The sequence below is a fragment of the Sulfitobacter sp. CB2047 genome (assembly GCF_000735125.2).
GTDB classification, from domain to species: domain Bacteria; phylum Pseudomonadota; class Alphaproteobacteria; order Rhodobacterales; family Rhodobacteraceae; genus Sulfitobacter; species Sulfitobacter pontiacus.
This window is the reverse complement of sequence record NZ_CP072613.1, coordinates 3036315-3049228: the sequence shown is the minus strand read 5'-3', so window position 1 is coordinate 3049228 and position 12914 is coordinate 3036315. Positions and strand designations below refer to the sequence as shown.

At 61.7% G+C, this 12914-nt stretch carries 14 protein-coding genes; 11 read left to right on the top strand and 3 right to left on the bottom strand.

Features of this window, described 5'->3' with window-relative positions:
* The 3 genes from IV89_RS14990 to IV89_RS14980 are packed head-to-tail and all read left to right on the top strand — an operon-like array spanning position 1 to position 2298.
* Complete coding sequence (locus IV89_RS14990; protein ID WP_005851276.1) at positions 1 to 390, top strand: YraN family protein; 390 nt, start codon at positions 1 to 3, stop codon at positions 388 to 390.
* Positions 391 to 448: 58 nt separating this feature from the next.
* Complete coding sequence (gshB, locus tag IV89_RS14985; protein ID WP_037943139.1) at positions 449 to 1384, top strand: glutathione synthase; 936 nt, start codon at positions 449 to 451, stop codon at positions 1382 to 1384.
* Complete coding sequence (locus tag IV89_RS14980) at positions 1381 to 2298, top strand: alpha/beta hydrolase (RefSeq protein WP_037943140.1); 918 nt, start codon at positions 1381 to 1383, stop codon at positions 2296 to 2298. Before gshB ends, IV89_RS14980 begins: the two co-directional genes overlap by 4 nt.
* On the opposite strand, the gene IV89_RS14975 is transcribed toward IV89_RS14980, so the two are convergent.
* Positions 2264 to 3778: a YifB family Mg chelatase-like AAA ATPase gene (locus IV89_RS14975; protein WP_037943142.1), complete on the bottom strand. Its 1515-nt coding sequence runs from the start codon at positions 3776 to 3778 to the stop codon at positions 2264 to 2266. The genes IV89_RS14980 and IV89_RS14975 overlap by 35 nt on opposite strands.
* Positions 3779 to 3898: 120 nt before the next feature.
* Positions 3899 to 4480 carry a histidine phosphatase family protein gene (locus IV89_RS14970; protein ID WP_037943144.1) on the bottom strand — a complete coding sequence of 194 codons (582 nt, stop codon included), beginning with the start codon at positions 4478 to 4480 and terminating at the stop codon, positions 3899 to 3901.
* 181 nt (positions 4481 to 4661) lie between these two features.
* On the opposite strand from IV89_RS14970, the gene IV89_RS14965 reads away from it, so the two are divergent.
* The 8 genes from IV89_RS14965 (at position 4662) to IV89_RS14930 (ending at position 12108) form a co-directional block, all read left to right on the top strand.
* Complete coding sequence (locus IV89_RS14965) at positions 4662 to 5540, top strand: RNA polymerase factor sigma-32 (RefSeq protein WP_037944893.1); 879 nt, start codon at positions 4662 to 4664, stop codon at positions 5538 to 5540.
* 107 nt (positions 5541 to 5647) lie between these two features.
* Positions 5648 to 6841 (top strand): bifunctional phosphopantothenoylcysteine decarboxylase/phosphopantothenate--cysteine ligase CoaBC, encoded by a 1194-nt coding sequence (coaBC, locus tag IV89_RS14960; protein ID WP_037943145.1) that lies wholly within the window; start codon positions 5648 to 5650, stop codon positions 6839 to 6841.
* A gap of 64 nt (positions 6842 to 6905) precedes the next feature.
* On the top strand, positions 6906 to 7355 hold the full coding sequence (dut, locus tag IV89_RS14955) for a dUTP diphosphatase (RefSeq protein WP_037944894.1): 450 nt from the start codon (positions 6906 to 6908) through the stop codon (positions 7353 to 7355).
* Between the two features lie 99 nt (positions 7356 to 7454).
* A complete protein-coding gene (phnC, locus tag IV89_RS14950) occupies positions 7455 to 8264 on the top strand; it encodes a phosphonate ABC transporter ATP-binding protein (RefSeq protein ID WP_037943147.1) in 810 nt (269 codons plus the stop codon).
* 67 nt (positions 8265 to 8331) lie between these two features.
* A complete protein-coding gene (gene phnD / locus IV89_RS14945) occupies positions 8332 to 9243 on the top strand; it encodes a phosphonate ABC transporter substrate-binding protein (RefSeq protein ID WP_005851293.1) in 912 nt (303 codons plus the stop codon).
* Between the two features lie 71 nt (positions 9244 to 9314).
* Positions 9315 to 10199: a phosphonate ABC transporter, permease protein PhnE gene (gene phnE, locus IV89_RS14940; protein WP_005851294.1), complete on the top strand. Its 885-nt coding sequence runs from the start codon at positions 9315 to 9317 to the stop codon at positions 10197 to 10199.
* Positions 10196 to 11494 carry a phosphonate ABC transporter, permease protein PhnE gene (gene phnE / locus IV89_RS14935; protein WP_037943149.1) on the top strand — a complete coding sequence of 433 codons (1299 nt, stop codon included), beginning with the start codon at positions 10196 to 10198 and terminating at the stop codon, positions 11492 to 11494. Before phnE (IV89_RS14940) ends, phnE (IV89_RS14935) begins: the two co-directional genes overlap by 4 nt.
* Positions 11494 to 12108: a chloramphenicol acetyltransferase gene (locus IV89_RS14930; protein WP_037943150.1), complete on the top strand. Its 615-nt coding sequence runs from the start codon at positions 11494 to 11496 to the stop codon at positions 12106 to 12108. Before phnE (IV89_RS14935) ends, IV89_RS14930 begins: the two co-directional genes overlap by 1 nt.
* 12 nt (positions 12109 to 12120) lie before the next feature.
* On the opposite strand, the gene phnF is transcribed toward IV89_RS14930, so the two are convergent.
* Entirely contained in the window at positions 12121 to 12834 is a 714-nt protein-coding gene (phnF, locus tag IV89_RS14925) for a phosphonate metabolism transcriptional regulator PhnF (RefSeq protein ID WP_005851300.1), read from the bottom strand.
* Between the last annotated feature and the right edge of the window lie 80 nt (positions 12835 to 12914).

Genomic DNA, 12914 nt, shown 5'->3' with positions numbered 1-12914 from the left:
ATGACCGACACACTGACAACATTGGCGAAATCCGTTCAAGGCGCTGTTTCCTATCACGCAGGTCGTGCGGCTGAACTGCAGGTCTCGGATGACTACCGCCGCCGCGGCTTTGATCTGGCACATGAACGGTGGCGGGGTAAGGCGGGCGAAATTGATCTGATCATGCGCGACGGCGACGGAATCGTCTTTGTCGAAGTGAAGAAAAGCAAAAGCCATGACAGCGCCCTGCAGCGTCTGAACCGGAAACAGATGCGCCGTATCTATCGATCCGCCGAAGAATTCATTGGCGGCGAACCCAAAGGCGCGCTGACGGACGTGCGGTTTGACGTGGCGTTGGTCGATCAAACCGGTGACCTGCGTATCCTTGAAAACGCCTTCGGGCACGACTGACCCATTGCACCCCAGGCCCTGCTGCGCCATCTAGAAAGGAACAACAGGGAGACCCCTTATGAAAATCGCCTTTCAGATGGACCCGATCGGGGACGTGAACATCAACGCGGACAGCAGCTTTCGCCTGGCCGAGGAAGCACAGGCGCGCGGGCACGCGCTTTTCTACTACACCCCCGATCACCTCGCCTATCAAGAGGGGCGCATAACCGCGCGGGGTCATGATCTGACCGTGCAGCGGGTACAGGGCGATCACGCCACCTTGGGGCCTGAACGCGAGGTTGATCTGGCGGATTTCGACGTGGTCTGGCTGCGGCAGGATCCGCCGTTCGACATGCATTACATCACCTCGACCCATTTGCTGGACCGTCTGAAAAAGACAACGCTGGTGGTGAATGACCCGTTCTGGGTGCGGAACTACCCCGAGAAACTGCTGGTGCTCGATTTCCCGCAGCTGACCCCGCCGACCACAATCGCCCGTGATCTGGACACGATCAAAGCGTTCAAGGCGAAGCACAAGGATGTCATCCTCAAGCCGCTATACGGGAACGGGGGCGCGGGGGTCTTCCGTCTGGACACGAATGATCGCAACCTCAGCTCTTTGCACGAACTGTTCACCGGTTTCTCGCGCGAGCCGTTGATCGTACAGAAATTCCTGCCTGCTGTGTCCAAGGGCGATAAACGGGTGATTCTGGTGGATGGCGAAGCCGTCGGGGCCATCAACCGCGTCCCGGCAGAGGGGGAAACCCGGTCGAACATGCATGTGGGCGGCCGCCCTGAAAAGGTCGGCCTGACAGAGCGTGACCTTGAAATTTGCGCCGCCATCGGCCCGTTGCTACGCGAGAAAGGGCAGATTTTCGTCGGCATCGATGTCATCGGCGACTATCTGACAGAGATCAACGTGACCTCCCCCACGGGCATACAAGAACTGGAACGTTTCGACGGCACCAATATCGCGGCTAAGATATGGGAAGCGATCGAGCGTAAGCGCGCATGAGCTTGCTGCGCCCTCTGCTGAACGGCTATTTACGTTTGGTAGAGAAGCGCAAGCTGGCGCGCACGCGCGATGTGTACAAGATACGTCGTGATTTCGCGAAAACCGCGCGGCTGCTGTTTCGGGCACCGCGGGGCACCCAGATCACCCGCAGCCGCTTGGTTGGCGCGGGCGATGTTCTGCGGGTGAGCCCTACGCAAACACGCTCTGATCTGGTGATCTTTTATATTCATGGGGGCGGTTTCGTGTTTGGCAGCCCCGATACCCACGGCGCGATGCTGGGGGCCTTGGCGCAGCGTCTGGGGGCTGCGGCGGTGTTGCCCTATTACCGTCTTGCCCCCGAAGCGCCGTTTCCCGCCGCAATCGAAGATGTCGCCGCGGCCTATCGGGCGCTGCTCGACAGTGGTGTGCCGGCGCAGAATATCATTGTCGGCGGCGATAGCGCTGGCGGCGCGCTGGCGTTCAATCTGCTTAGCCGGCTTTGTGCAGGCAGTGGCCCCCTGCCGCGCGCGCTTTTTGCTTTTTCACCGCTGACCGATTTTCTGCACGAGGGGGCCAGCTTCCGCGAGAATGCGGCACGAGAGGCCGTATTGCCCGCCGCGCAGGCCGGTCTTATGGCAGAGGTGTATCTGGCCGGTGCAGACCCCCGAGATCCCGATATAAGCCCCTTGCTTGCGAGCTATCCGGGGGCACCGCCAGTCTGGATCACCGTCGGGTCCACAGAGATTTTACGCGATGACGCGCGCCGGATGGCAGCGCGTTTGCGGGATCAAGGTGTTAGCGCGTCGTTGGAAGAGGAGCATGACCTGCCCCACGTCTGGCCGATCTTCCACAACACCCTGCCCGAAGCGCGGGCCACGCTGGACGCATTGGCGCGCTGGATCACGCAACTGCCACCGACGGCAACCGAAAGCTGAGCGCTTCGGCCAGATGCGGTTTGCGCACGTCGCCGGCCCCGTCCAGATCCGCGATGGTGCGCGCCACACGCAATACCCTGTGATACCCACGCGCCGATAGGTGAAACCTCTCTGCCGCGCGGGACAGCAGCTGTCGCGCCTCCGTATCCGGGGCGGCGATCTGTTCCAGCAGGTCCCCTTCTGCATCTGCGTTCAGGGCCGCTGTGGGATGGTCGGCAAACCGGTCGTGCTGGCGGCGGCGTGCGGCTTGCACCCTTTGGGCGACTTCCGCCGAGCCTTCCGCACTGGGGGGCAGGTCGAGGTCGGTATAGCCCACGGGCGGCACATCTATGCGCAGGTCGAAGCGGTCACGCAGCGGGCCTGAAACGCGGTTCATATAATCCTCACCGCAAGCGGGGGCTTTGCTGCATGCGCGGGACGGATCGCTAAGGTAGCCGCATTTGCAGGGGTTGGCTGCGGCGACAAGCATGAATTTGCACGGGTATTTCACATGTGCATTGGCGCGGGCGATCATCACCTCGCCCGTCTCAACGGGTTGACGCAGGGTTTCCAGCACGGTGCGCGGGAATTCGGGGAACTCATCCATGAACAGCACGCCGTTATGGGCAAGGCTGACCTCTCCCGGTTTGGCCAGCCGCCCGCCGCCAATGATCGCCGCCATAGACGCCGTGTGGTGCGGTTCGCGGAACGGGCGCAGACGAGAGATGCCACCGTCATCCAGAAGCCCGGCAAGCGAGTGGATCATAGAGGTGCTGAGCGCTTCTTGTGGGGTCAGCGGGGGGAGGATGGAGGGTAAACGCGCCGCCAGCATGGATTTGCCCGAGCCGGGCGTGCCGACAAACATCAGGTGATGACGTCCCGCGGCCGCGATTTCCAAGGCGCGTTTGGCGCGTTCCTGACCTTTGACATCGCGCAGGTCATGCTGGCTGGGGCTTTGCGAGACTTCGCCCGGTGTGGCAGGGGGCAGCGGGGTTTGGCCGGTATAATGCTGCACCACCGCACCGAGGCTGGGGGCCGCGATCACCTGCGCATTGCCGACCCATGCCGCTTCGGCACCAGAGGCAGCGGGACAAAGCAGGCTACGCCCGTTTTCCGCCGCAGCCATCGCCGCAGGCAGCGCGCCGATCACGGGGATCAGGCTCCCGTCCAGCGACAGTTCGCCCAAGGCGACGGTGCTTTGGATGACATCATTCGGCAGGATATCGATCGCCCCCAGCAGGGCCAGCGCGATCGGCAGGTCGAAATGGCTGCCTTCTTTGGGCAGGTCGGCAGGGCTGAGGTTGATCGTGATCCGTTTACTGGGCAGGGCGATGGCCATCGCACCAAGCGCGGCACGAACCCTTTCGCGCGCTTCTGACACCGCTTTGTCGGGCAGGCCCACGATTGAAAAGGCGGGCATGCCGGCGGAGAGCGCGCATTGCACCTCGACGATGCGCGCGTCGATGCCCTGGAATGCGACCGTATATGCCCGTGCGACCATTCTACCCCCGATGCCTTGCGATACCTCAGGGGTAGGGCGGGGGTGTTTAATAAGCGTTAACGAACGTGGGAAGCGCGGGATTTGAGTTTAATTGGCAAAATGAAGGTAGGGGCGGGACCGTCAGACCTGATGGTTGATGGTGCCGATGTCCCACCCCTGCGGGGTGATGTGTATATCCGTGACCGACAGGTTGTCGATCTTATGGGCCATCGCGGCATGGGCATCCACACCAAGCGCGCGTTGGACCTGTGTCAGGATCACGCCGAAATGCGCCACGGCGATGATATCTGTGTTCGGATGGGCCTGTGTGATCCGGTCAACGGCGGCGTTGATCCGGCGGGCCGCGTCGTTCCAGCTTTCGCCTTCGGGGGCGGCGATGTCACCCGGGGTGGTCCAATAGGCGCGGCTGAGCTCGGGGTGGCTTTGCGATACATCGCGGGCGTGCATGCCGTCCCACAGCCCGAAATCAAGTTCGCGCAGGTCGCGGTCATGGGGCAGGCGCAGGCGGCTGGCAGAGGCCAGCGTATCGGCGGTGGCAGAAGCGCGGATGAGGTCCGAAGATACCATCACGGCAGTCTGCGGCAGATGCGCGTTGAGCCGCCCGAGCTGTGCGACATCGGACAGATCGGCAGGGACATCGCGCCAGCCGACAAAGTTTTTCTCGTGGGTCGGGCCGTGGCGCACCCAATGCCAGATAGTCATGATCAGCGCGCCTTATTCGCCCAGTGGTTTGCGATTTATTTAGCGTCATTGTCACAAAGTCAAAGCAAGCTGCGCGGAAAAAAGCCGATTCTTTTTCGATTCCGCGTGAACCAACTGGCGGTTTTCCGCGTTTACATGAAAAGGCGCAGACAGATGTGCCTCAATAGTAGGGATGGACATCATGACGCTGGCGCAATCACGTGAATTTTCTTTGACCCGCACCGCAATGAAGGCAGAGCTTTTAGATGCGGAGACAGAACTGAAGCTTGCCTATGCCTGGCGGGACGAACGCGACGAGGAAGCGCTGCACCGGCTGATCACAGCTTATATGCGTCTAGCTATCTCGATGGCGGGTAAGTTCAAGCGCTATGGCGCGTCGATGAATGATCTGATCCAGGAGGCCGGATTGGGCCTGATGAAAGCTGCCGACAAGTTCGACCCCGACCGCGGGGTGCGCTTTTCTACCTATGCCGTCTGGTGGATCAAGGCGAGCATTCAGGATCACGTCATGCGCAACTGGTCGATGGTGCGCACCGGCTCTACGTCCTCTCAGAAATCGCTGTTCTTCAACATGCGCCGTGTACAGGCACGCCTTGAGCGCGAGGCCCAAGCCGCGGGCGAGACCTTGGACAAGCATCAGCTGCGTCAGATGATCTCTACCGAGATTGGCGTGCCGATGCATGACGTCGAGATGATGGAGGGGCGTTTGTCCGGCTCTGATTTCTCGTTGAACGCGACGCAATCGGCAGAGGACGAGGGCCGCGAGTGGATCGACGCGTTGGTCGATGACAGTGCGCAGGCCGCCGAACGTGTCGAGGAAAGCCACGACACGCTGACGCTGCGCAGCTGGCTGTTGTCGGCGATGCAGGCCCTGAACGAACGCGAACAATTCATTGTGCGCGAACGCAAGCTGCGCGATCAGCCGCGGACGCTTGAAAGTTTGGGTGCCGAGCTGAGCTTGTCGAAAGAACGTGTCCGCCAGCTAGAGGCCGCGGCCTTTGGCAAGATGCGCAAAACGCTTGAGACACAATCCTCCGAGGTGCGCCACTTCCTGATGTGAGCCCCCAGATATGATCCCGCGGTCTGCGCGCTCTGCCGCAGGAACGGGCTGGCGGAAAATGAACCGCCCCCCTATGGTCGGGACGAACACCGACGACGGGGGCGATCATGCTGGCTGGCAAACATATTCTGCTGATAATCGGGGGCGGTATTGCCGCTTTCAAATCCCTTGATCTGATCCGTCGCCTGCGCGAACGCGGGGCCACTGTGACGCCCGTGCTGACCCGCGCGGGCGAAGAGTTTGTGACGCCTTTGTCTGTTTCAGCGTTGGCGGGGCAGAAGCTGTATCGCGACTTGTTCGATCTGGGCGACGAGGCCGAGATGGGGCATATCCAGCTAAGCCGTGTCGCGGATTTGGTTGTGGTGGCCCCTGCCACGGCGGATCTGATGGCCAAGATGGCGAGCGGTGTGGCGAATGATCTGGCCTCTACCCTATTGTTGGCAACAGATACGCCGGTGCTGATTGCGCCGGCGATGAACGTGCGCATGTGGGACCACCCCGCGACGCAGCGCAACCTTGCGACCCTGCGCGGTGATGGCATCCATGTGGTCGGCCCGAATGATGGTGATATGGCCTGCGGGGAATTCGGCCCCGGGCGCATGTCCGAACCGCTTGAGATCGTCGCCGCGGTCGAGGCGCAGCTGGCCGATGGTCCGCTAAAGGGGCGACGTATTCTGGTGACCTCCGGCCCGACGCATGAGCCGATTGATCCTGTCCGCTATATCGCTAACCGGTCCTCGGGCGCGCAGGGCACCGCGATTGCGCGCGCGTTGGCGGCGTTGGGGGCTCAGGTGATCTTTGTCACTGGCCCTGCCGACGTGCCCCCGCCCGACGGGGTAGAGGTGATCCGCGTGCAAACGGCGCAGCAGATGCAGGAGGCGGTAGAGGCAGCCTTGCCCGTCGACGCAGGCGTATTCGCCGCGGCGGTGGCGGATTGGCGCATGGCCAGCGCCAGTGATCGAAAGCTCAAGAAATCGAAAGACGGGCTGCCGGTGCTGAGCTTTGCTGAAAATCCCGATATTCTGAAAACCGTCAGCGCGGCGGGGGCGCGGCGGCCCAAGCTGGTCGTGGGCTTCGCTGCGGAGACGAATGACGTCGTTGAAAACGCCACGGCGAAACGGCTGCGCAAGGGCTGCGACTGGATCGTTGCGAATGATGTCTCACCGGCGACAGGCATTATGGGCGGGGCGGAAAATGCTGTGACCCTGATCACGGATGCGGGGGCCGAAAGCTGGCCGCGCATGGGCAAGGATCAGGTGGCACAGCAGTTGGCCGCGCGCATTGCAGAGGCGTTGAGCTAGAGTTTTCTTGCCTTCGGCGAGGATTTAAAACCATTTGGAAAGCGCGCGTGCGGTGGAGCGGATGATGAGCGAGATCAAATTCAAACGGGTCAGCGGCAATGATGATCTGCCGCTGCCGTCCTATGCCACTGCCGGGGCGGCGGGGATGGATTTGCGGGCCTTTCTGCCCGACGGGCCGATGGAATTTGTGAAAGGGCAGATCAGTCTGATCTCTATCGGGTTCTCGGTCGAGCTGCCGCGCGGGACAGAGATGCAGATCCGGCCACGGTCGGGCCTGGCGTTGAAGCACGGGTTTCTGATTCCCAATGCGCCCGGCACGGTGGATGAGGATTACCGCGGCGTGGTGATGGTCGGGCTGTACTATGTAGGGGATGCGCCTTTCGTTATCCGGCACGGGGATAGGATCGCACAGGCTGTTATTGCGCAGGTTCAACAATACGTCTGTGTCGAGGTCGATGCCTTGTCCGATACCACGCGCGGGGACGGCGGATTCGGCTCTACCGGCCTGAAATAGACGAGGATCGTGAAAGGTTCCGCTGTCGTGAAACTTTCATAAAGCTGAAACGAATGTGAATTAATGCCGCCCTAGGTTCCCCGAAAAAAGGGGAACCGAATGCTTCAGCTTCAAGCCGTCACAAAAACATTTGGCGCGAATACAGCCGTTCACGCGGCGAGCTTTTCCGTCGACCGCCCGATGATGATTGGCATCATTGGCAGTTCCGGTGCCGGTAAGTCGACGCTGCTGCGGATGATGAATTGCCTGACCCCTGCCAGTTCGGGCGAGATTCTGGTCAACGGGCGCGACATCACCAAGCTGCGCGGGGCGGAGAAGCGCGATTGGCAATCCCATTGCGCGATGATCTTTCAGCAGTTCAATCTGGTGCCGCGTCTGGATGTGGTGTCGAACGTGCTGCATGGCACGTTGAACCGCCGGTCGACATTGGCGACGATGTTCAACCTCTACCCCGAAGGCGACATCATCCGCGCCATCGATATTCTGGATCGTCTGGGCATTGCCGAGCACGCTCCCAAACGCGCCGAGGCCCTGTCGGGCGGTCAGCAGCAACGTGTCGCCATTGCGCGCGCACTGATGCAGGACCCCACGATTATTCTGGCCGATGAACCCATCGCCTCGCTTGATCCGATGAACGCACAGCTGGTGATGCAGGCGCTGCGGGATATCCACGAACAGGACGGGCGCATGGTGATCGCGAACCTGCACACGCTGGACACCGCGCGTCGTTATTGCGACCGCGTGATCGGCATGCGGCAGGGGCGCATCGTGTTTGACGGCACGCCCGCGCAGCTGACCACCGGTGTGGCGCGCGACATTTACGGGGCGGATGCCAGCTTTTCCGAAGCGACGACATCGACCCAGATCGAAACGCTGTCCGCCCGTCCCGAAACGGTGGCGGCGCAATAACCCCAATTATCTTTTCATCCCCAGCCTCCGATCCTCGGGGGCCTATCTGCAAAAAGAGAGACGACCGATGAACAAACTACTTGCTGCTGCTTTCGCGACGACCGCCCTTGCGACGGGTGCTGTGGCCCAAACCGAAGCCATTTCCGAATTCCGCATCGGTATTCTGGGTGGCGAGAACGCGCAGGACCGGATGAATTCGAACGAATGTATGCGCGCCATGACCGAGGATGCCTTGGGCGTCCCGACCAAGCTGTTCGCCCCTGCCGATTATAACGGCGTTATCCAGGGTCTGCTGGGCGGCACGCTGGATATGGCATGGTTGGGTGCTTCCGCCTATGCCGCCGTGTATCTGCAAGACGCCGAAGCGGTCGAGCCTGTGCTGGTGAAAATCAACGTGGACGGGTCTTATGGCTACCACTCCATCGGGTTTGCCCGCGCCGACAGCGGCATCACCAAGCTTGAAGACGTCAAGGGCAAGGTCTTTGGCTTCGGTGACCCGAACTCCACCTCGGGCTATCTGATCCCGTCCATCGAGATCCCCCAGATGGGCGAAGAGATCACCATGGACTCCGGCGCGTATTTTGGCGAGGTCAAGTTCACCGGCGGTCACGAGCAGACCATCGTTGCGGTCAACAATGGCGACATCGATGCAGGCGTGACCTGGGCTGATGGTCAGGGCAACTGGGAAGACGGCTACAACTCCGGCGCGCTGCGCAAGGCCGTGGACGCAGGCCTGGTCGATATGAACGATCTGGTGGAAATCTGGCGCTCCAAGCCGATCCCCGAAGGCCCCGTCGTGCTGCGCACCAGCCTGCCTCAGGACGTCAAAGACAAGATGACCGCGCTGGTCGACAACCTGTACGAGAACGACCCCGACTGCGCCTATGGCGTGGCGGCGGGCGACAGCCTTGGGTTCGACCCGATTACCCATGACGCCTATGTGTCGATCATCGAAGCCCGCAAGGCAAAATCGAATTGATCCAAGTGATTTAAGCACTGTCGCTGGCTCCGATCCGCATCGGGGCCAGCATTTTTACGTAAGGGCTTCCCATGACCGCGACATCGCAAACCGACCCCGACCTGGCAGGGATTCAGGAAAACTATCTGGCACTGGCCCGATCAAAGCGCTGGATGAATCTGGTGCTGCTGATCCTTTTCGTAGCGCTGCTGGTGGGTGGATTTAACACCGCAGGCAACCGCAATGCGGGCGGGTTCTGGGACGGCTTGCCGAATATTCTGGATTTCCCCGCCGATGTGATCGGCGAAGCGATTGAACGCGGGCACCTGCTGCCCGGCTATATGGCGAAATACCTGCCGTCGCTGATAGAGACGGTGAATATCGCCGCCGCCTCGACCCTGCTGGGGGCGATGGTCGGGCTGTTCTTGTCGCTGATGGTCACGCGCGGGTTGGCTCCGGTGCCGTGGCTCGTGGGCCCTTTGCGCCGCGTATTGGATCTGCTGCGTGCCATACCCGAGATTGTCATCGCGCTGGTGCTGATCTTTCTGCTGGGGGGCGGGCCAGTGCCTGCGATGATCGCCATCGCGCTGCATACCATCGGTGCCTTGGGCAAATTGTTCTCGGAGGTGAATGAAAACGCATCGCTCAAACCGGTAGAGGGTCTTGCCTCTGTCGGGGCGGGGTGGAGCCAGCGCATGTGGCTTGGCGTGATCCCGCAGGTGGCCCCGAACTACATCAGCTATGCGCTCCTGCGGTTCGAGATCAACATCCGCGCCTCTGCGATCCTTGGCTTCGTCGGGGCAGGGGGCATCGGCTATGACCTGCGCAACACCATGAGCTGGGGGCAAGGCAAATTCGACGAGGCCGCCGCCATCTTCCTGCTGCTGTTCCTGACGATTGTGATCGTCGACCAGCTTTCTTCTGTTTTCCGTAACCGTCTGACCCACGGCCTGCCGAGCGCAAAGGTGACCCTATGACCGCGACCGCCCTTCATACCCAGACGATGGTCCATTTCTCGCGCAAGCGGATGGCTGCGCTGGCGCTGCCCGTGATCGTTCTGGCCTATTTCGTCTATATCTTCTTTGCCTTCGATATTCCGGGGCTGGGGGATCGGATCAACGTGGGAAATGCCCGCACGCTGGTGGCCGATGCCTATAGCTACAAGACCCATGTCACGCAGGACAACCGCGACGGCGCGTTTTCCGTCGCGATCGAAGGCGAGCGTAAGGGCGCATATGAAGCCGGCACGGCCCCCGATTGGGTCACGTTGGGGGATCGCCCTGTCGCGGATCTGGGGGGCGGTCATATCGTGACCTTTGGCCCGCAGGTGAGCTATGACATCCCGGGCTATGGCACGGTCATGGCCGAGCCGGGGCAGCGCGGTGTTCAGGCGACATTCCCGCCCGGCGATATTCCCGACTATATCAGCGCGTCCAAGAACCGCGTGATGATCAACACGGAGGCAGGGCGGCTGACGATCACCCGCAACCGGACCGAGGTGTTCAAATACGACTACGGGTGGGAGCTGTTCTTTTTCACGCTCGACAGCCCCTACCACGGGCTGGGCCCGGTCGCGCTGATGGGGCGTGCGTTCAGCGGTGAAGCGGGCGCGATCTTCCATGACTTCTGGACCAACCGCATGTGGCGGCACAGTGATGTGGCCTGGGCGCTTTACGAGACTTTGCTGATGGCCTTTCTGGGCACATTCGGCGCGGCGATCATCGCCCTGCCGCTGGGGTTTCTTGCGGCCAAGAACTTTACCCCGCTGCGGTCCTTGCGCTTTGCCGCACGGCGGATGTTCGATTTCCTGCGCGGTGTCGACGGGCTGATCTGGACCATCGTCCTGTCGCGCGCCTTCGGGCCGGGGCCGCTGACCGGAGCCTTGGCGATCCTGCTGACCGATACGGGGTCTTTCGGCAAGATGTTCTCGGAAGCGCTGGAGAATGTGGACGGCAAACAGATCGAAGGTATCGCCTCTACCGGGGCCAAGCCGCTGCAACGCTACCGTTTTGGGGTGCTGCCGCAGATCGTGCCCGTGCTGCTCAGCCAGGTCCTCTATTTCCTCGAATCCAACACCCGCTCTGCGACGATCATCGGGGCGATCACCGGCGGCGGCATCGGTCTGCTGCTGACGCAGGCGATTGCCACCCAGAAGGACTGGGAAGAGGTGACCTATTATATCGTGCTGATCGTGCTCATGGTCATGGCGATGGACAGTTTCTCGGGCTGGCTGCGCCGCAAGCTGATCAACGGTGACGAGGGCGGTCACTGATGCCGCGCCTGACTGCCGACAGCCCCCTCATCCACCCCGACTGCGAGATCAAAGATGCCACATTCGGAGCCTATACAGAGGTCGGGCGCGGGTCGCGGATCGCCCATAGCCAGCTTGGCGATTACAGCTATTGCGACCGCTACGCCGACATTGCCAACACCACCGTGGGTAAATTCTCGAACATCGCGGCCTATGTGCGGATCGGGGCCACAGACCACCCGATGGAAAAAGCCAGCCTGCATCACTTTCACTACCGCGCGGGCGACTACTTTGACGGCGCGGCTGACGATGACGCTTGGTTCGCACACCGTCGCAGTCGGCGCGTTACCCTTGGTCATGACACATGGCTTGGCAATGGCGCACAGGTGCGGCCAGAGGTAACGATCGGCCATGGCGCGGTCGTCGCGGGTGGGGCCATCGTGACCAAGGATGTCGCCCCCTATATGATCGTCGCGGGTATTCCCGCGGTGCCGCTGCGGGCGCGGTTCAGCGCGGGCATCGCTGACCGGATGATGGCGCTGGCATGGTGGGACTGGCCCCATGACGCCTTGCACCGCGCGCTGGATGATTTCCGCACGCTGTCAGCTGAGGCATTTCTGGAGCGCTACGAATAACGCCACGTGATTTCAGGTATCTGCCAGTGTCAGGGTCACTTTGTCCCCTGCGAACCACGTGCGCCCGTATTCCAGCGGTTGCCCCTGATCATCCACATTCAGGTTGATCGTGCGCAAGATCGGCGCGCCCTCGGCCACGCGCAGATGCAGCGCCTGGGTGGCGCTGGCGAGCTTGGCGTTGATGCGGGTTGATGCGCGGGTATAATCCGTCACGCCCCCGAGCCGCAGCGCCGCCGTCACCGATTGCGCCTGTTCAAGATGCGCCAGCATGTCGGGGAAGCGCGCGGCAGAGAAGACGCTGCGAAACAGCGCGATCACCTGACCGTCGGCAAAGGACAGCCCCTCGCAGACCTGCACTTGTGCGTTCTGCGCCAGCGCAAGTGCGTCGCTTTCTTCGGGGCGCGCGGTGCGGGTTTCCAACGTCAGGAACTCCTTGCTTGGCATCCGCCCCTGCGCCGACAGGTTCTGGTGAAACCGCACGCGGCGGCCGATGGGGTAATCGGTGGGGGTCGAGGTCACGAACACTCCTGCACCGCGCCGCGGCAACACCAGCCCTTCGCCCGCCAGCGCCTTGATCGCGTGCCGCACCGTATGCCGGTTCACCCCGAACCGCGCGGCCAGCGCGCTTTCGGTCGGCAGCTTGTCGTCGGGGCCATAGACACCCGCTGCGATGTCGCTGCGCAGACTATGGGCGATGGCGGTCCAGATCGGGGTGCGTTGGGGCATGTCACAAATATTTCGCAAAAGGAGGGCTTGGCGCTGATCGGTGCTACAGGTAGTATTTGTCTAGTTGTATAGACAACTCG

Bases quoted from the DNA above. Each gene is read 5' to 3' on its own strand.
- coaBC (WP_037943145.1), top strand. From the start codon at position 5,648: ATGCTGGCTGGCAAACATATTCTGCTGATAATCGGGGGCGGTATTGCC.
- phnD (WP_005851293.1), top strand. From the start codon at position 8,332: ATGAACAAACTACTTGCTGCTGCTTTCGCGACGACCGCCCTTGCGACG.
- IV89_RS14970 (WP_037943144.1), bottom strand. From the start codon at position 4,480: ATGACTATCTGGCATTGGGTGCGCCACGGCCCGACCCACGAGAAAAAC.
- IV89_RS14980 (WP_037943140.1), top strand. From the start codon at position 1,381: ATGAGCTTGCTGCGCCCTCTGCTGAACGGCTATTTACGTTTGGTAGAG.
- IV89_RS14930 (WP_037943150.1), top strand. From the start codon at position 11,494: ATGCCGCGCCTGACTGCCGACAGCCCCCTCATCCACCCCGACTGCGAG.
- IV89_RS14975 (WP_037943142.1), bottom strand. From the start codon at position 3,778: ATGGTCGCACGGGCATATACGGTCGCATTCCAGGGCATCGACGCGCGC.
- IV89_RS14965 (WP_037944893.1), top strand. From the start codon at position 4,662: ATGACGCTGGCGCAATCACGTGAATTTTCTTTGACCCGCACCGCAATG.
- gshB (WP_037943139.1), top strand. From the start codon at position 449: ATGAAAATCGCCTTTCAGATGGACCCGATCGGGGACGTGAACATCAAC.
- phnE (WP_005851294.1), top strand. From the start codon at position 9,315: ATGACCGCGACATCGCAAACCGACCCCGACCTGGCAGGGATTCAGGAA.
- phnF (WP_005851300.1), bottom strand. From the start codon at position 12,834: ATGCCCCAACGCACCCCGATCTGGACCGCCATCGCCCATAGTCTGCGC.
- phnE (WP_037943149.1), top strand. From the start codon at position 10,196: ATGACCGCGACCGCCCTTCATACCCAGACGATGGTCCATTTCTCGCGC.
- dut (WP_037944894.1), top strand. From the start codon at position 6,906: ATGAGCGAGATCAAATTCAAACGGGTCAGCGGCAATGATGATCTGCCG.
- phnC (WP_037943147.1), top strand. From the start codon at position 7,455: ATGCTTCAGCTTCAAGCCGTCACAAAAACATTTGGCGCGAATACAGCC.
- IV89_RS14990 (WP_005851276.1), top strand. From the start codon at position 1: ATGACCGACACACTGACAACATTGGCGAAATCCGTTCAAGGCGCTGTT.